Raw genomic sequence first — 16,817 nt, forward strand, 5'->3', positions numbered from 1 at the left:
AAAAAACTACCCCAAAACTCAGGGTAGTTCGATGAAAAAATCTTATACTATTTCATTGTCCTATTGACGGGGTGCACACCAGTTTGAGAACTTCTAGATGCTCTGGTCTTTTTTATGCTAATTGATGGCGGATGTAAGCCGCACAGCTGAGAATGGTGCAGGCGACACCGGCATAGAGATACGCAGTGAGGTAGGGAGAGTCGCTGCCGGCGATTTCTAGGATGCCATTCAAGATAGCCCACGAGACAAAAATGGCCAGCGCGCTATTGCCCAAGTTACGTACGAGGCGCGTCGTATAGGCAGGGGTAATCTTTGCAAGCGTTGCTAACAAGCTGCCGCCTATCAATGGGATGAGCCAGACGTAGGTGAGACTAGTAGAGTATACGCCGTGACCAAAGTACTGGTAAATGTACTGGAAAAGAAACAGTAGCGCGCTACTGCAAAGGTAAAATAAGATGGTTGTTTTTTTCATCGGGAGCCGTTGCCAAAAATCTATAAATATTCCTAACCAACTATAAAAGTTGTCAGATTTATGTTTATTTCCTGTTTCTACGTGTCCGATTTTGCCACTTGCTCGCTACTCTCGTTTGCTATAACATTCCACAGGCGTTAATTCGGATACAACGAATCCTACATATCTACGTTTCTGTTTAAGTAGAAGCTCGTAGATTAAGCACTGTAACTTGCTAAATTAAGACTTGCATTATAATCTCTATCCGCTGTATACCCGCATTCTTCACAGTGATAGGTGCGATCAGACAGTTTTAAGTCTACTTTTTTATGTCCACACTCATGGCATAATTTAGAACTTGGATAGAACTTATCAGCTTCTACTAATTCAATGTTATAATCTTCACATTTGTATTGAAGTTGTCTTTTGAACTCGTAGAACTTTTGTTGTGCGACTGATTTTGCTAAGTGCTTATTTTTCATCATGCCTTTTACATTTAAGGTTTCTACAACGATTCTTGATGGCTTGGTTTTCACTATCTCCGTTGTTGTTTGATGCAAATGATTCTGACGAATATTAGCTAGTTTTCGATGTGTATGCCGAATTTCTTTTTCTAATTTATAGATGTTACATGTTTTGACAAATCGATTTCCCTCCTTATTCATATCGTATTTTCGAGAGACTTTACGCTGTAACCGACGTAATCGCTTCTCAATCTTTCTTACTTTTCCAGTTTTATTAATGTTCTTGTAGACTTTACCATTAGAAACAATCGCTAAATCTTTGATACCAAGGTCAATTCCAAGGGTTTCACCAGTTAAGTCCTGCACTGGTTGCTCTTCATCAATACCAACTGAAACATACCAATACTTTCCATCAAAGCTGATTCGTGGGTTAGAATACTTCGTATTCACTGGCAACTGTTCGCTTGTTTTTACCCAACCAACTTTTTCAAGCAAAACCAATTTAGTTTTTACCTTCAATTTGATATTGTCATTATAAAAAGCTGGTTTTGATTTCTTTCTTGACTTGAAATGTGGCTTTTCAGTCTTTAAACGACTTTTATCTGTCATACCATCAAACCACTTTTTGTAGGCATCACATGCATCTTTTACAGCTTGCTTGGCTATATTGTTTGATACGTGATTTAACCAAGCGTATTTAGGACGTTGCTTCATTTTTGTGATGTGCTTTCTTAAATCGTTGTTACTGATGAACTTTCTGCCGAACCGATAGTACATTTCTTGCATTTGTAACGTCCAGTTGAAAATCCAACGTGCAGTACCAGCCGATTGCCACAGTTGCTTTTCTTGTTCTTCAGTCGGGCGCAACCTTACTTTCTTGGCTCGTATCATCTTCCATCAACTCCTTAATCATCTTCTTAGCTTTATTCGCTCGTTTCCCTTGTAATCGGCAACTAAAAACAGTGACAATCTGAATTAAGTCCTCGACTAATTCCTGTTCTTCCGTCTTTTCTGTATTGTCAATGATTTCTATTTCTGTGCCATATTTATTACAAAGTTTTTCAATGAGTTCATAACCAAAATGGATTAAACGGTCTTTGTATAGAATAACTACCTTGTCTATTTCGCCATTGGTAATTTTGTCTATTAACTGACTTAATCCTTTTTTATTGTAATTAATTCCACTACCAATATCTTGAATAATGTCAAATTGATATCCTCGTGCAATCATGTAAGTCTTAACGTTCTCAATTTGACGTTCTAAATCGTCTTTTTGCTTGTTTGAACTGACTCTACAATAACCGATGGTTATTCGTTTTGGTTTCTTTCTCCCAGCGATTCCTAAGAATTGATTTCGTTGTTCTTCAGAATAATAACGAGTACCTCCTTGAGAAACATGAGCGGGCTTTAATTCCCCTCTTTTATCCCAATTTCTCAACGTTTGTGGTGTTACACCTATCTGTTTTCCAAATTCACCTATCGAATACATAGTCATAATCTTTACCTCAAAATGATTATACCACATATTGATGTTTTAAATGATATTTTTATAGATATTTATACATTATGATTAACTGTTGTTACCCTCCTTTATTTAAAGTATATGATGTCGCTGACTTCGCGTTCGCTACTATTTTGGCTACCGCCGACTGTTTGGTTGACGACTTTGCCATTAAAATATAGTGTCGATGAGCCGCCACCATCAAGGTTATAGGCGGTCGTGGCGCCGGCTTCTTTCATTTCTTCGGCTAATTCATAGAGTGAAAGGCTTTCGCTGGAATCGGTCCGACCTTCTGACACGATGATGACGTAATGGTTTTCACCGACTTGACCAATTGCAGTCCGCGGATTGCTCGTCATCGATTGCGACACTTCGGAGGACTCATTGACAGTGATCTCCCCATCTTCGACCAAAGCAGGACCAAATGATAGAATTTGTTCGGCGTCCGTTAGTTCTGAAGCGTCGGTCGTTGCTTCATTGACGATAGAGAAGTCACCGTTTTTATCGATGACGAGTGCATCGGTATCGCCATTAGCAGTATCGCGATACAGCGTGCCGTTTCTCATAACAAAGCCAGTACTGCGGAAGCCGTAAAAGTCACCATTCAGACGGCAGATGGCTATGATGATTCTTCCGTAAGTGTGGATGAAAGCTACAAAGGATTAAAAGCTGGCGGCAATATCGAGTTAGTTAGTGGTACAATTACTATCAATAGTGCTGACGATAGTGTACACGCCAATGGCAATGTGACCCTATCTGGTGCAATCGTAACGGCTCAATCAGGAGATGACGGTGTCCATGCAGATGATACAACGACGATTTCAGACGGTATTGTGACGATTCAAAATTCGTATGAAGGCTTGGAAGGTAGCGTGGTTGCCATTAGTGGCGGCACAGTCTCAGTTACGGCAAGCGATGATGGGATTAATGCAGCTGGCGGCAGTGACTCATCAAGTGGCGGTCAATTTGGTCAAGATTCCTTCGGTGGTGGAGGTGAGTCATCTGATGACAGCAAAGAAATCACAATCACTAGCGGTACTATCACGATCGATGCAGAAGGTGACGGTTTAGATAGTAACGGTAATATCAAAATGTCTGGTGGAACGGTGGCGGTATATGGACCGACACAAGGAGGTAATGGTGCGCTAGACTACAATGGTGACTTTACGTTAACGGGTGGAACGCTCGTGGCGTCAGGTACGACAGATATGGCTGAAAATGTCAGCGATGACTCGACTGTCACGTCAGTTGGTATTTACTTTGATAGTACGCAAAGTGTCGATACATTAATTAGCTTGAAAGACAGTACAGGAAATACGATTATTGCTGTCAGTCCGACCAAAGAATTCCAACACTTGGTTATTGCCACAGCGAAGTTATTGACGAATGAAAGCTACGTCTTGGTGAAAGGTGGAACGCTTAGTGGCGATGCGACAAACGGTCTTTCAGTAGATGGCATTGTTTCAGGTGGGACGCAATTAGGGACATTGGATTTAACATCGACTGTCACCAATGTTTCACAAGATGGTTCAGCAGCTTCCACTAATTCGTTTGGCGGTGGTGGACGAGGTCGTAACTAGATTGTAAGAATTTCAATATAAAGAAATCTATCATATTTAGGAACAGCTACTAGCTGCTCCTAAATTTTTTTTAATTATATGGACAAAATACAGAATATTATTAGTTCTAGTGTTCGCAATTTGTATTTTAACTTGTTTTCTGTAAGTTTGATGAAAAAATAGCTAGTTTTCCCTAATGAATGATGTTAGTATATCTAACATGGAAGATAAAAAACCAATCATTGAAACGTTGAAGGGAGTCAAGTCTATGGAAACAGGAAATATCGCATTTATTCTCATTTGTAGTGCAATGGTCTTTATTATGACACCGGCACTCGCATTTTTTTACGGAGGACTAGAACGAAGAAAAAATATTTTAAACACCATGATGATGTCAATTGGAACGATGGGGCTTGCTTCAATCATCTGGGTAGCAGTCGGCTACTCGCTTTCATTTAGTGGAGATGGGACTTTTGTAGGGAATCTGCATAATATCTTTTTCCAAGGCGTATCCATGACAGAAGGTAGCGGCATTCCGGATGGCTTATTCGCTATATTCCAAATGATGTTTTCATTAATTACAGCAGCTATTATTACAGGATCGGTTGTTGGTCGGATGAGATTCCCGGCAATTTTCTTATTCTTGGCAATTTGGTTAGTTGTTGTCTATGCACCAATGGCCCACATGGTATGGGGCGGCGGCTTTATCGCTGGTCTAGGTGCAATTGACTTCGCTGGTGGGACTGTTGTTCATATCAGCTCTGGTTTATCTGGGTTGATTTTGTGCTTAGTATTAGGTCAACGTCGTGAGTTTAAACAAGCGGAATATCGTCCACACAATATTCCTTTCGTCGTTTTAGGAACTGGCTTTTTATGGTTTGGTTGGTTTGCTTTTAATGCCGGCTCTGCTTTGGCCGCTGATGGCATTGCAATTCAAGCTTTCTTAACAACAAATACTGCTGCAGCTGCAGCGATGCTTTCTTGGATGGCAGTGGAACGATTTGCTACGGGTAAACCAACACTTGTAGGTGCATGTACTGGTGGGGTTGTCGGATTAGTTGCGATTACACCAGGTGCTGGCTTTGTCTCTATCTGGTCTTCAATCGTCATTGGCTTATTAGTTAGTCCGTTTTGTTACTATAGCATTTCGATTATTAAACAAAAATTAGGCTTCGATGATTCGTTGGATGCATTTGGTTGTCATGGTATGGGTGGAATTTTTGGTTCAATCGTGACAGGGATTTTCGCTGATCCAGCAGTAAATGGTAGCACTGGCTTGCTTTATGGTGGTGTTGATTTGTTTGTCGCTCAATTAGAAGCAACAGTCATCACGATTGTTTATGTAGGTGTTGCTAGCTTTATTATCATTTCGATTGTGAAACTGATTATGCCGATTCGTGTATCAGCGAAAGATGAAGCGCTTGGCTTAGATCGCAGTGAACATGATGAAAGTGCCTACCCAACATTTATGGGACTAGATTCTTAAAATCAGACAAACGAGGAGGAGCGCTATGAAAAAAATCGAGGCAATTATTCGACAAGAAACGTTAGATGATTTAAAAGACGCGATGCTAAACACATTTGAAGAAAATCCAATCGGTATGACGGTGACCCAAGTATTGGGATTTGGGCATCAAAAAGGATTGAAAGACTATGTTCGTGGTCAAGAAGTCATCACTTCGTTTGTGCCGAAGATTAAAGTGGGATTTGTATTAGAAGACAAATGTGTGGAACAAATGATTGATTTAATCGTCAAAACATGCCAGACTGGCAACGTTGGCGATGGCAAAATCTTTGTCTACCCAGTAGAAGAAGCGGTCCGCATTCGTACAGGGGAACGTGGAGAATCCGCAATTTAATGATTAACAGGCTGAGGTAGCACTAGCTATAAGCCGAGTGCCCAGAACATGCCAAAGTTGTTCCTTAACTGTTGGCTTTTCTGGGCTTTTTAGTGTCGTTCATACTGTTTCGTCGTTGGATTCCGGCTTAAAAGTCCGCTATCACATTTTTGGGAAAAATTTGGAAAGGTTTTCTAGTCTTTGTGAAAAATACATGGTATAATAACTTCACAATTAAATAAAGAAACATTTGGGGTGCGTAAAGCTGAGATTATACCCATTGAACCTGATGCAGTTAATGCTGTCGCAGGGAAATGTCGTTTAAATCATAAGATCGTACCCGTTAGTGACTAGTTCATTGACGGGTATTTTGGATGGTTTGCTCTCGCCCCTTTTTGTTCCTTTAGTTAGTTAGGAAAAAGAAAAGGGGTTTTTTTGATGGAAAAAGCGAAGTGGACATTACCACAAGTTGTATTTTTAGCCTTACTGGCATTTTTATTTGGGGCGGTATTTATGGGGGCCGGCGTACTTTATGCGTTACTTGAAGCAGCATTGACACCATTTGGCTTCTCACCTTTTGCAAATGAAATTTTATTTGGGCTGTGGGTCATGGCAGCACCGGTAGCAGGTATGTTAATCCCAAAAATGGGAAGTGCAGTATTAGGTGAAGTTTTCGCCGCGTTAGCAGAAATGCTGTATGGCTCTTACTTTGGGGCGAGTGTATTAATCTCAGGGTTTATTCAAGGAATGGGGACAGAAGTAGGATTTATGGCTACTGGTTACCGTCGCTATGATACGCTGCCATTGTTTTATGGTGCGATTGGAACGACAGTGTTTAGCTTTATCTATGAATTCTTTAAATACGGTTATGCTACTTATGGCTTTTGGATGGTAGTGGCCTTGTTTGTGGTGCGTTTTGCATCGGTGTGCTTCTTTGGTATCTTTTTGACGAAACAAATTGTGACTCTTTTCCATAAGGCACAAGGATTGAGTGTGTCGCATTAATGAAAGGCATCGAGATAAACGAGTTAGTTGTTCAAAAAGAAGCTACTACTATTATCAATCAATTATCAGCCCAGTTTTCGGCAGGCTCATTTGTTCTGTTGACAGGTGATAGCGGCTGTGGGAAGACGACATTGCTCCATACGGTGGCTGGGTTTGACGGATCGACCTATCAGGGAGAAATCTTGGTGAACGGGCAAAACAATGCGCAACGAACCATGACAGAAAAAGCCCAACAAATTGGGTTGATGTTTCAAAATCCTAGTCAGCAATTCACCATGCGGACGCTCCGCAGAGAGCTGATGTTTGCTATGGAGAATAGCGGCATTGCGATTGCAGAAGCAAAGGAACGGATGGACAAGGCGATTCATGAAATGAAGATGGAGTCCCTGCTGCATCAAGAGTTGGCGACACTATCTGGTGGGGAGAAGCAACGAGCGGCCTTGACGGTGTTGTTAGCGATGAATGCCCCTATCTTACTACTAGATGAACCATTCGCTAGTGTTGATCCGCTGTCAAGAAAATGGTTGATTGAGAAATTGGCTGATCTGCGTAATCAAGGAAGACTAATCTTGATTGCTGATCATGAGTTGACCGACTATGCGCCTTTCGTCGATCGCTTTATCCGAATGGAAGGCGGGCAGCTGACCGATCAATCTGTGTCGCAATTAGCAACGCAGCAACCGCTCGGCAAGCTTACGCAAGCAAACGCGTCACAGACGACGCTTTTTACCTTGCAACAAGTGGCACTTCATCAAGGAACGAAACCATTAGTAACACCTCAAACTGTGGCGTTTAAGCAAGGAATTACTACGCTGACCGGTGAAAATGGCGTCGGGAAATCGACCTTATTGCGGGCGATGGTGCAGCTGCATCCATACACCGGCGCGATGTTTTTAGAAGACAAGAAACTATCCCGTCGCTTTGGGAAAAAGAAGTTGTATGAGCAAATGACACTAGCGGTGCAACATGCGGAGCAGCAATTTGTCACGTTACACGTGGATCAAGAGTTGGCATTTCCGAAAGAGCCGAGTGAAGCGATTAAGCAGCGGCAACTTCAAGCGATGGAAGAGCTGGGGATCCAGCATTTACTGAACCGGGGCCTCTATCAGCTAAGCGAAGGACAAAAAAAGATGATCCAGCTGATTACGATGTTGAGTTTAGAGCGCAAGTTTTTACTATTGGATGAACCATTTACTGGCTTGGATGCGCGTGCGTGTCAGTACTTTGTGGACTGGCTTGCCCAAAAAAAAGAGCAGACGAATTTTTTAATCGTCTCTCATCGTCTTGAACCGTTAGTAGGTGTGAGTGAGCATCATATGCATCTATCTGAGCAGAAATTACAGGAGGTGGTGCACTGATGGAAGAGAAAATCACTGCGATACCTGCAATTATCTTTGCGGTGTTCTTTTTTACGATTGAAGTCTCGTTCACGTATTCGGTTTGGTTGAATGTGTATTTGTTCCTTGTCGTGTTGGGTTATTTCTTTGTGACGAGAAAATGGGGCTTCATATGGGTCTTACTATTGTTTCCTTTTATTCCAGCGATTACGACGTTTTGGTCGGTGATGATTCAAGGAGATGGTCTATCAGATGCGTGGGTCTTATTGACTCGGACGTATGCATTTGCGGCATTGGGCCTTGTTTTTGTCGCGAGCGTTGATTTTGAAGAATGTTTATTGGTGTTGGAGCAATATCGAGTACCGCCGACGTTTGTCTACGGAATCTTAGTCGTCGTGCATGCCGCACCAGAGATACGACGCGAAGTCAGCGATATGCGGGATGCGAGTCTCTTAAGAGGAAAGCGGCTTTATCCATGGTCAGCATATTATTATGTGAAGACGATTTTCTTAGCGATGAATTGGCGTGATCGGTATACGGAGGCGATGTATTCGCGGGGATTTATGGAGAATGGGACGCGGACTCATTTTGAAAAATGGCATCTAGCTCGGTCTGCAAGTATCTGGGCAATGGTATTTATTCTTATGGGCAATGGTTTATTAATAGTAGAGAGTGTGGTGAGATGAGCGTGTTATTTACCGAGATTGTTAGAGCGCAAACAAAACCTTATTGGGAAGGGAGCTTTCTGCATCCATTTCTGACAGAGTTACAGGCTGGCACATTGCCAATGGAGAAATTTCGTTATTATTTGATTCAAGATTGCTATTATTTGACGCACTTTGCTCGTCTGTATGCACTGGTAGCTGAGCGGACGGCGATTCCTGAGTTAGCAGAGCAAATGCGGGAAAATGGGGCTCATTTAGCTGAAGGGGAACTACAAGTACGGGCGCATTTTTTTCAACAACTGGGGATTGATGAAAAAGAACTGCAGGAGACCGCGATTGCGCCAACTGCCTATCATTATGTGTCACACATGTATCGGCAATTAGTAGAGGCCAATGATTGGGTGACCGCTGCGAGTCTGTTGCCGTGTTCTTGGTTGTATGCTGAGATTGGTCAAACCTTAATGCAAGCTGGCATTCAGTCACCAAATCCTTATTACCAGCAGTGGATTGAGACGTATGGTGGCGAAGAGAGTGCCATTGACAAAGAATGCGCCTTGCTCAATTACTTGTATCAAGAAAGTTCGCAAGAACAACAAGAACAAATGGTTACTGCGTTTGTCATTAGTGCAAAAATGGAATATGCATTTTGGGAGATGGCCTATCAATTGGAAAAATGGCCAGCAGGAATGAGGGGGTAAGAAAATGAAGCAAACGATAAATGTCAAAAAAATTAGTTTATTAGCCATGATGATTGCACTAGATGTTGTGTTGTCACCGTTGTTTCGAATTGAAGGGATGGCACCGATGTCGAGTGTGATGAATGTCATTGCAGCGACGTTACTTGGCCCGCTTTATGCGACTATTATGGCTTTTGTCTGTGCCGTTATTCGCGTGACATTATTAGGTATTCCGCCATTAGCATTGACGGGGGCATTATTTGGGGCCTTTTTAGCAGGTGTTGGCTATAAATATACTGGCAAAGTGTGGGGTGCGATGATTGGTGAAATTATCGGTACTGGCTTGATTGGTTCGTTGCTTTCGTATCCAGTGATGGTCTGGTTCACCGGTAGCCAGCAAGGCATGTATTGGTTTTTATATACGCCACGTTTCTTTGGTGGAGCGATTTCGGGATCGATTATTGGCTTTTTCGTATTGTTGAAATTAAAAGAAACACAACCATTTAGACGAGTACAACGACTGTTTGGAGGGATGAACAATGGTGCTGTTTAATAGCAATGATTCGTTTCGTCGGTTGACACAAGGTATTTTTCCGCTAACCAATTCACCGTTAGTGCAATGCATTACCAATGAAATCACCTGTGAGTCAATGGCCAATGCGTTGCTCTATATTGATGCTAAGCCGATTATGGCAGACGATGCGCGTGAATTTGCGGAATTATTCGATCAAACCAATAGCTTACTGTTAAATCTCGGACATTTATCAATGAAGCGGGAGCAGAATTTATTGGCGGCTGGTCGTTTTGCTGAGCAAACACAGACGCCTGTCGTGATTGACCTTGTTGGGGTAGCTGCTACCGAATTGCGGTATGAGTTGGCGCATCAGCTAGCTGCTTATCGACCGACTGTCATTAAAGGCAATAGTTCAGAGATGCGTGCCTATTGTGGCTTACAGAGTAATGCGCGGGGAGTAGATGCTAGTGCTGAAGACCAAGAGGAGGAGCAGTTGTTGTTATTAGCTAAGGCGATGCAAGCCGAGGCGAACCAACATCCAGGGACGGTCTATTTAGCGACGGGTGAAAAAGATTTGGTCGTATCAAGTACCCACGCCTCCTTTTTGGCAAATGGCGTTGCGGAATTGGATCGCTTTACAGGAACGGGCGATATTGTGGGTGCGTTAATTGCCGCATTACTGGGTGTCGGAAATGATGCGTTTGTAGCGACGATTACCGCTGTTAGTTATTTTAATTTATGCGGAGAAGCAGCACGGAAACGCACGACTGGCTTGGCTAATTTCCGTCAAGAGACATTGAATCAGCTGTCCTTATTGATGAATCAAGTAGAGTGGGCGGCAGATATTCGAGGAGGTAGCTTATGGCAGACTACAGATTATATTTAGTCACAGGTAGCTACGATTATGATGATCAGACCTTTTTACAAATTGTAGAGGAAGCCTGTCAAGCTGGCGTGACGATTGTCCAACTAAGGGAAAAGACGGGTGCGACGCAGGCGATTTATCGAAAAGCACTGAAGGTCAAAGCAATCACGGATCGTTATGGCATTCCGCTAATTATTGATGACCGAGTGGATATTTGTCTAGCTGTCGATGCAGCGGGTGTCCATATTGGCGATGATGAATTACCCGTCCATGTCGTGCGAGGCTTGATTGGTCCCGATAAAATTTTAGGTGTGTCGGCCAAAACGACAGCGCGAGCGCGGCAGGCAGAGCAAGAAGGTGCCGATTACTTAGGGACTGGTGCGATGTTTGAAACTCAGACCAAACAAACACCAGTCACTTCATTTGAGGCGCTGCAAGCTGTGATTCAAGCAGTTAAGATACCGGTCGTAGCGATCGGCGGGATAAAAGAAGACAACCTAGCATCATTTCAGGATATCCCGATTGCCGGTGTGGCGATTGTCAGTGAAATTATGAAAGCGACAGACGTGAAGGCAAAGGTGCAGGCACTTCAAAATAAAGTAGCATATTGGAGGAGTGGAAATGAATGAGACGCCACAAGTCGTAACGATTGCCGGTTCAGACTCAGGTGGTGGTGCAGGTATGCAGGCGGATTTGAAAACATTTCAAGCACGCCATGCCTTTGGGATGAATATCGTCATAGCATTGACCGCACAAAATACATTAGGGGTACAAGAGAGTTACCCCATCCCACCAGCCTTTATTGATGCCCAGTTCGCATCACTGGCTGCTGATTTTCAGATCCGTGCAGCTAAAACTGGGATGCTAGCCGATCGTGAACACGTAGCGTGTGTGGTGAAGAACTTACAAGCGGTCGATTTTGGACCGTTAGTCGTTGACCCGGTGATGATTGCCAAAGGTGGGCATCCGTTATTAGAAGCCGATGCGATTACAAGTATTCGGACAGAGCTGTTGCCGCTTGCGACAATTGTGATACCGAATATTCCAGAAGCAGAAGTGCTAGCTGATTGTGAGATACATACAGAGGCGGATATGATGAAGGCCGCCAAGATGATTCAACAATTTGGAGTCAAGCACGTCATTATTAAAGGTGGTCACCAAGTAGGAGAGCAGGCGCGCGATTATGTATTGTTTGCTTCAGGTGAGTCTAAGTGGTTAAGCGGCCCAAGAATTGAAACGCAAAATACGCACGGGACAGGCGATACGTTTTCGGCGTGTATTACGGCAGAATTAGCGAAAGGCACGCTATTAGAAGAAGCAATCTTGATTGGTAAACAATTCATTCAAGGGGCAATCGAGCAAGGCATCGCAGTTGGTCATGGCCACGGTCCGACCAATCACTGGGCGACCTTAAGTGAATCTATCAAGGAATCAAAGGTGTGACAGTAAACGGGCCTACCGTCAAACAATGGAGTATACATCGTTTTGAACCATAACATCCCAACACTAGTTATCGTCTTTCTCATTGATTAGACGAGAAAGACGATAATTAAGTCGCAGTCGCAACGAACAAAAAGCCAACCCTACTCGCAATAGGGTTGGCTTTCGTGTGATTCATGTAAAATGTATCTCATTTCGTAAAGTATAGCGTGATTTTAAATTGCAGCCAATTAGCTAAATGTTAGATATATTTCATGCTCATATATGCATTCTACGCACTTTTCGGAATTTCTGTGCTCATGCACGAAGCTAATTTTTTGTCACAGCTTTATAGTTATGCTTCTTCGCTACCCATGTATTTTGCAAGAAAAGCAGCGATTGCCGCACCAATTAATGGTGAAACAAGGTAAACCCAGTAGTGAGTAAGAGCTGATCCACCAGCAAAAATAGCAGGACCAAAACTACGAGCAGGGTTCAGTGAAGCGCCAGTGATGTTTAGTGCTAAGACGATTAACAAGCTCAACGTTACCCCGATTGCAAATGGTGCAAAATTGCCAACACCATATTTTTTGCTTGTCACCATCAAGATGACAAAAACAAACAAGCAAGTCGTTAAGATTTCAGTGAAGATGGCTAAGCCAACGCTACCACCGAAGTCTGTTTGACCATAGCTATCACTAGCTAGGCCTAATCCATTAATAAAGACACCTAAAACCGCAGAAGCAACTAACGAACCTAAAAATTGAGCAATAATATAAAAAATAGCATCTTTTGATTCGATTCGTTTGTTGATTACCATTCCCAACGTAACGGCTGGGTTAAAGTGTCCTCCTGAAATACCACCAACAGCATATGCCATGACAGTCACGGTTAAACCAAAAGTCAAGCCGATCCCTAAAGCGCTGTTTGGAGTATCTCCTGATCCAGCGATCACAACTGCTCCTGTCCCAAATAAGACTAAAGCAAATGTTCCGATAAATTCAGCAGCATACTTTCTCATGTGTATCCATCCTTTCATTTTCCAAGGCCAAAGACAGCATAGGATTAGTGATTGTTCAAAGAAAATATCTTGGAAATTTACTGTAAATTACAATGTAGATCACAAGTAGAGGATGCGCAGAGATTTTACACAAAGCTAAACGAAAGTTAACATACGCATGCTAAACTGAAAGTAGCTTTCGAAACGAGTTTGTGATGGGATGCTAGGTAGCTAGTAGGAGGAAAAAATGACGAAAATTTTTGCTCACCGAGGAAGCAAGGGGACACATCCTGAAAATACGTTGGTTGCTTTTGCAGAAAGTGTCCGCATTGGTGTTGATGGGATTGAACTAGATGTGCAGGTCACAAAAGATGGTCAGGTGGTTGTCATTCACGATGAAACCATTAATCGAACGACGAACGGAAAAGGGCGGGTAATCGATCAGACACTGAGGGAATTAAAAGCTGTAGATGCGGGTGGTTGGTTTTCTCTTCATTACGAGCATGAGCCAATACCGACTTTAGCTGAAGTCTTGGACTTATTGGCTGAGTTAAAGTACCAAGGGATTTTAACGATTGAACTAAAGACCGACCAGATAGACTACCCCCAGATTGAAGAAAAAGTCGTACAACTGACACATGCAAAAAATTGGCCCTTTACCGTGACGTATTCGAGCTTTAATTTATTGACCTTGCAGCGACTACATGAAATAGATCCAGTGACACCAAAAGCATGGGTGACCATTGGATCGGTCGTGACGGTGGCATTCGCGAATTATTTTACGGTAGTCAATCGAATCGATGCGAATTTTGCGTGGTTTATTCAATCTGAGTTGGAACTAGCAGACTTAGATAAAGACGTGTGCCCGTTTACGGTCAATAGTGAACCGGAGATGTGGATGTGTTTTGAGCGTCATGTCTATGGGTTTCATACAGATTATCCAGAGCAAGCGTTGGCGTTGAGGAAACGATATGAAAGAGAGCAATTGTCGATTGCGTCCGTATAGAAAGGGGAGACCCTTTCTTTTTCTTTTTTTTGATATCGTTTATACTAGAAAGAGTAAGTAGGAAGGGAAGAAAGAGTGTGACAATTAAAGCAGTAGTGGTGGACATGGACGGCACATTCCTAAATGATGAGAAAACGTATGATCGTGAGCGGTTTTTGTCAATCAAACAAGAGATGGAAAAACAGCAGATGCATTTTGTGGTTGCTTCAGGCAATCAGTACTGGCGCTTGGTGGATTATTTTCCAGATTTGGGTGAGCAATTGTTTTATATTGCCGACAATGGTGCTGATATTCGTTACCATAGCGAGCAAGTACGTGTCAAGACCATCGCCAAAGAATTTCATCGCCCGCTTTTAAACTACTTGAAAGACGAATTACCCGACCATCGCCTAGTCTTATCAGGCAAAAAAGGGGTCTATATTCACCATCAGTTGCCTCAAGATTTTGTGGCCCACGTGAAGTTTTTTTATCGCCACATTACCCAAATTGATTTGCAACAGCCGATACCTGACGATATTTTTAAGTTTGCTTTAAATTTTCCAGCTGAGCAGCTTGCCAATGCGAATCAACAGCTACACGATGTTTTCGGTGAAGAATTAACGGTGGTGACAAGTGGCCATCAAGCACTGGATATTATTTCTAATAGTGCCGGCAAAGAAGTCGGTATTCGCGAATTGCAAAAGAAATTTCAACTTAATAAAGATGAAATTGCCGTATTTGGCGACAATATGAATGATGTGGGAATGTTTCGAGAAGTGACGCATTCTTATGCGATGGGTAATGCGTTGTTGCCGGTCAAAGAAGCGGCGTCTCAAGTAATTGGTTCTAATAACGAACAAGCGGTCTTAGACAAAATTGAAGAGTTTTTTATAGGAGGTGCTGTGGATGGATGCCAAGCAGTTAAGAGTAGCAATTGAGCAAGATGAAGATAATCTGATATACACTAAGCAAGGCATTCATCCGCTGTACACTATCCATCCTGAGGCCAAAGTGGTAATCATCGGACAAGCCCCGGGGAAAAAAGCGCAAGCGTCACAGATAGTCTGGCACGATCAGAGTGGGAAACGATTGCGATCGTGGCTAGGACTATCTGATGAGACCTTTTATCAGTCGCACGACTTGGCCATTTTGCCGATGGATTTTTATTATCCTGGAAAAGGGAAAACGGGGGATCTGCCTCCGCGCAAATCATTCGCAGCGAAATGGCATCCGCTTTGCTTAAAGCTGATGCCCGATGTTCAGCTGATAATTCTGGTAGGAAGGTATGCGCAGGCGTATTATTTGCCGCACAATAAGGCGAATTTGACAACGACAGTGCAGCAATTTCAAACATTTTTACCGCAGTACTTTCCACTACCTCATCCGTCGCCGTTAAATGGTCGCTGGTTAAAGAAAAATCCGTGGTTTGAACAAACGGTCGTACCACAGCTAAAAGAAATCATCGCAACATTAGTAAACTGATTAGCAAGGTTGAAACAAAAGCGTTTAGCTCTAAAAAATAAGTCAGAAATTCCGAAAATTGTTTTTCAAATTTTTGAGAATTTGTGCCTTATTTCAAGAGAGCTGCTTTTGAGCCACTGATTAGCAAGGTTGAAACAAAAGCGTTTAGCTCTAAAAAAATAAGTCAGAAATTCCGAAAATTGTTTTTCAAATTTTTGAGAATTTGTGCCTTATTTCAAGAGAGCTGCTTTTGCTACTAAAAAAGGGAGTATGACGATTGTCACTCCCTTTTTTAGTAGGTCGAAGGATTGCGACGAGCAAAGTCATAAAAGCGGAATTTATCGACGCGGTGACGGCTTTCAGTGTATTGAAATTGCTGCGCATTCGCTAGAAATACGCGGCTATTAATAGCCGCAATGTGATGATCATTTTGATTTAGATCTAAGAGTGTACGATCTTCATCCCGTAATTGATCGATGCGAATTTCTTTTTCGGCAAAGGCAATTTGTAGATGGAGCTCTTGTTCGAAGTAACGATAGATGGAGTCTTCACCAATCTCCGTATCAAGGTAAGGGATGACTGAACATAGTAAGTAGTCACGATCTAAAATTACTTTCGCATGGTCGATCTCGCGCGTACGAACTAGCTCCCATACCGAGCTATCAAGTACAAAGCCAGTCTTTTCCGCCAGCTCAGGAGTTACGACACGCTTGACGAGCTTCTCAACAACGGTGCGCCCATCATAACCATAAGAGTGTTGCAATTCTTGGTAGCTTGTCAGACCAGAGATGGGAAAGCGTAACTGCTCGCGCTTTAGTACCAGCGAGCCTTTCCCTTGGATTTTTTGAATGTATCCATTGGCCATTAGAAGGCTAAGTGCTTTGCGCACGGTATCGCGGGACACATTGTATTGTTGGCATAAATGATGCTCGCTCGGAAGGTACTCACCGGGCTTGACTTGTTCTTTTAAAATGCGATTTTCGAGTAATTGATACATGGATTCATAAGCTTTCATTATGATACCTCAACTTGTACGTATTTGTTAAAACAAGTATAAGGTAGATACGGTGAAAATT

At 42.7% G+C, this 16,817-nt stretch carries 19 protein-coding genes, 1 pseudogene and 1 riboswitch; of the genes and pseudogenes, 14 read left to right on the plus strand and 6 right to left on the minus strand.

Annotated elements, in window-relative coordinates:
- Positions 1 to 112: 112 nt before the first annotated feature.
- The 4 genes and pseudogenes from NE257_RS07400 to NE257_RS07415 all read right to left on the minus strand — a co-directional run.
- Entirely contained in the window at positions 113 to 472 is a 360-nt protein-coding gene (locus tag NE257_RS07400) for a hypothetical protein (RefSeq protein WP_251886133.1), read from the minus strand.
- 197 nt (positions 473 to 669) lie between these two features.
- Positions 670 to 1,806, minus strand: coding sequence for an RNA-guided endonuclease InsQ/TnpB family protein (locus tag NE257_RS07405; RefSeq protein WP_007207721.1), 1,137 nt, complete (start codon positions 1,804 to 1,806; stop codon positions 670 to 672).
- Entirely contained in the window at positions 1,769 to 2,410 is a 642-nt protein-coding gene (locus NE257_RS07410) for an IS607 family transposase (protein ID WP_251886134.1), read from the minus strand. The genes NE257_RS07405 and NE257_RS07410 overlap by 38 nt, the downstream gene beginning before the upstream one ends.
- A gap of 95 nt (positions 2,411 to 2,505) precedes the next feature.
- A pseudogene (locus tag NE257_RS07415) lies at positions 2,506 to 3,036 on the minus strand (phosphodiester glycosidase family protein); the annotation flags it as partial.
- Here NE257_RS07415 and NE257_RS07420 point away from each other — a divergent pair.
- The 11 genes from NE257_RS07420 to thiD all read left to right on the plus strand — a co-directional run bounded on the left by NE257_RS07420 (position 3,019) and on the right by thiD (position 12,319).
- On the plus strand, positions 3,019 to 3,996 hold the full coding sequence (locus tag NE257_RS07420; RefSeq protein WP_251886458.1) for a carbohydrate-binding domain-containing protein: 978 nt from the start codon (positions 3,019 to 3,021) through the stop codon (positions 3,994 to 3,996). The pseudogene NE257_RS07415 and the gene NE257_RS07420 overlap by 18 nt on opposite strands.
- Positions 3,997 to 4,243: 247 nt before the next feature.
- Complete coding sequence (locus NE257_RS07425) at positions 4,244 to 5,461, plus strand: ammonium transporter (protein WP_251869510.1); 1,218 nt, start codon at positions 4,244 to 4,246, stop codon at positions 5,459 to 5,461.
- 25 nt (positions 5,462 to 5,486) lie between these two features.
- A complete protein-coding gene (locus tag NE257_RS07430; protein ID WP_007207716.1) occupies positions 5,487 to 5,834 on the plus strand; it encodes a P-II family nitrogen regulator in 348 nt (115 codons plus the stop codon).
- A gap of 220 nt (positions 5,835 to 6,054) precedes the next feature.
- Positions 6,055 to 6,143, plus strand: a riboswitch (TPP riboswitch).
- A 108-nt stretch (positions 6,144 to 6,251) separates the two neighbouring features.
- Positions 6,252 to 6,818: an ECF transporter S component gene (locus NE257_RS07435; RefSeq protein ID WP_007207714.1), complete on the plus strand. Its 567-nt coding sequence runs from the start codon at positions 6,252 to 6,254 to the stop codon at positions 6,816 to 6,818.
- The gene (locus tag NE257_RS07440; RefSeq protein ID WP_251886135.1) at positions 6,818 to 8,176 is read left to right on the plus strand and encodes an ABC transporter ATP-binding protein; all 1,359 of its coding nucleotides are present in this window, start codon (positions 6,818 to 6,820) and stop codon (positions 8,174 to 8,176) included. Before NE257_RS07435 ends, NE257_RS07440 begins: the two co-directional genes overlap by 1 nt.
- Positions 8,176 to 8,841: an energy-coupling factor transporter transmembrane component T family protein gene (locus NE257_RS07445; protein ID WP_251886136.1), complete on the plus strand. Its 666-nt coding sequence runs from the start codon at positions 8,176 to 8,178 to the stop codon at positions 8,839 to 8,841. The genes NE257_RS07440 and NE257_RS07445 overlap by 1 nt, the downstream gene beginning before the upstream one ends.
- A gap of 2 nt (positions 8,842 to 8,843) precedes the next feature.
- Complete coding sequence (tenA, locus tag NE257_RS07450; RefSeq protein WP_251886459.1) at positions 8,844 to 9,518, plus strand: thiaminase II; 675 nt, start codon at positions 8,844 to 8,846, stop codon at positions 9,516 to 9,518.
- Positions 9,519 to 9,522: 4 nt separating this feature from the next.
- The gene (gene thiW, locus NE257_RS07455) at positions 9,523 to 10,050 is read left to right on the plus strand and encodes an energy coupling factor transporter S component ThiW (RefSeq protein WP_251886137.1); all 528 of its coding nucleotides are present in this window, start codon (positions 9,523 to 9,525) and stop codon (positions 10,048 to 10,050) included.
- Entirely contained in the window at positions 10,037 to 10,897 is an 861-nt protein-coding gene (gene thiM / locus NE257_RS07460; RefSeq protein WP_251886138.1) for a hydroxyethylthiazole kinase, read from the plus strand. Before thiW ends, thiM begins: the two co-directional genes overlap by 14 nt.
- Positions 10,873 to 11,505, plus strand: coding sequence for a thiamine phosphate synthase (thiE, locus tag NE257_RS07465; RefSeq protein WP_251886139.1), 633 nt, complete (start codon positions 10,873 to 10,875; stop codon positions 11,503 to 11,505). Before thiM ends, thiE begins: the two co-directional genes overlap by 25 nt.
- On the plus strand, positions 11,492 to 12,319 hold the full coding sequence (gene thiD / locus NE257_RS07470) for a bifunctional hydroxymethylpyrimidine kinase/phosphomethylpyrimidine kinase (RefSeq protein ID WP_251886140.1): 828 nt from the start codon (positions 11,492 to 11,494) through the stop codon (positions 12,317 to 12,319). The genes thiE and thiD overlap by 14 nt, the downstream gene beginning before the upstream one ends.
- A 331-nt stretch (positions 12,320 to 12,650) precedes the next feature.
- On the opposite strand, the gene NE257_RS07475 is transcribed toward thiD, so the two are convergent.
- Positions 12,651 to 13,316, minus strand: a complete 666-nt coding sequence (locus NE257_RS07475) for an MIP/aquaporin family protein (RefSeq protein WP_251886141.1) — start codon at positions 13,314 to 13,316, stop codon at positions 12,651 to 12,653.
- 226 nt (positions 13,317 to 13,542) lie between these two features.
- Here NE257_RS07475 and NE257_RS07480 point away from each other — a divergent pair, with 226 nt between their 5' ends.
- The 3 genes from NE257_RS07480 (at position 13,543) to NE257_RS07490 (ending at position 15,762) form a co-directional block, all read left to right on the plus strand.
- Positions 13,543 to 14,301, plus strand: coding sequence for a glycerophosphodiester phosphodiesterase family protein (locus NE257_RS07480; protein ID WP_251886142.1), 759 nt, complete (start codon positions 13,543 to 13,545; stop codon positions 14,299 to 14,301).
- Positions 14,302 to 14,378: 77 nt separating this feature from the next.
- Complete coding sequence (locus NE257_RS07485) at positions 14,379 to 15,218, plus strand: Cof-type HAD-IIB family hydrolase (RefSeq protein ID WP_251886143.1); 840 nt, start codon at positions 14,379 to 14,381, stop codon at positions 15,216 to 15,218.
- Positions 15,187 to 15,762, plus strand: coding sequence for a uracil-DNA glycosylase family protein (locus NE257_RS07490; RefSeq protein ID WP_251886144.1), 576 nt, complete (start codon positions 15,187 to 15,189; stop codon positions 15,760 to 15,762). Before NE257_RS07485 ends, NE257_RS07490 begins: the two co-directional genes overlap by 32 nt.
- A 271-nt stretch (positions 15,763 to 16,033) precedes the next feature.
- On the opposite strand, the gene treR is transcribed toward NE257_RS07490, so the two are convergent.
- Positions 16,034 to 16,756 carry a trehalose operon repressor gene (treR, locus tag NE257_RS07495; RefSeq protein ID WP_251869520.1) on the minus strand — a complete coding sequence of 241 codons (723 nt, stop codon included), beginning with the start codon at positions 16,754 to 16,756 and terminating at the stop codon, positions 16,034 to 16,036.
- Between the last annotated feature and the right edge of the window lie 61 nt (positions 16,757 to 16,817).

This window comes from Enterococcus italicus, assembly GCF_023743875.1.
Classification (GTDB): Bacteria; Bacillota; Bacilli; order Lactobacillales; family Enterococcaceae; genus Enterococcus_G; species Enterococcus_G italicus.

Coding starts and splice junctions, on each gene's coding strand:
- NE257_RS07400 (WP_251886133.1), bottom strand. CDS start 472: ATGAAAAAAACAACCATCTTATTTTACCTTTGCAGTAGCGCGCTACTG.
- NE257_RS07405 (WP_007207721.1), bottom strand. CDS start 1,806: ATGATACGAGCCAAGAAAGTAAGGTTGCGCCCGACTGAAGAACAAGAA.
- NE257_RS07410 (WP_251886134.1), bottom strand. CDS start 2,410: ATGACTATGTATTCGATAGGTGAATTTGGAAAACAGATAGGTGTAACA.
- NE257_RS07425 (WP_251869510.1), top strand. CDS start 4,244: ATGGAAACAGGAAATATCGCATTTATTCTCATTTGTAGTGCAATGGTC.
- NE257_RS07430 (WP_007207716.1), top strand. CDS start 5,487: ATGAAAAAAATCGAGGCAATTATTCGACAAGAAACGTTAGATGATTTA.
- NE257_RS07435 (WP_007207714.1), top strand. CDS start 6,252: ATGGAAAAAGCGAAGTGGACATTACCACAAGTTGTATTTTTAGCCTTA.
- NE257_RS07440 (WP_251886135.1), top strand. CDS start 6,818: ATGAAAGGCATCGAGATAAACGAGTTAGTTGTTCAAAAAGAAGCTACT.
- NE257_RS07445 (WP_251886136.1), top strand. CDS start 8,176: ATGGAAGAGAAAATCACTGCGATACCTGCAATTATCTTTGCGGTGTTC.
- thiW (WP_251886137.1), top strand. CDS start 9,523: ATGAAGCAAACGATAAATGTCAAAAAAATTAGTTTATTAGCCATGATG.
- thiM (WP_251886138.1), top strand. CDS start 10,037: ATGGTGCTGTTTAATAGCAATGATTCGTTTCGTCGGTTGACACAAGGT.
- thiE (WP_251886139.1), top strand. CDS start 10,873: ATGGCAGACTACAGATTATATTTAGTCACAGGTAGCTACGATTATGAT.
- NE257_RS07475 (WP_251886141.1), bottom strand. CDS start 13,316: ATGAGAAAGTATGCTGCTGAATTTATCGGAACATTTGCTTTAGTCTTA.
- NE257_RS07480 (WP_251886142.1), top strand. CDS start 13,543: ATGACGAAAATTTTTGCTCACCGAGGAAGCAAGGGGACACATCCTGAA.
- NE257_RS07490 (WP_251886144.1), top strand. CDS start 15,187: ATGGATGCCAAGCAGTTAAGAGTAGCAATTGAGCAAGATGAAGATAAT.
- treR (WP_251869520.1), bottom strand. CDS start 16,756: ATGAAAGCTTATGAATCCATGTATCAATTACTCGAAAATCGCATTTTA.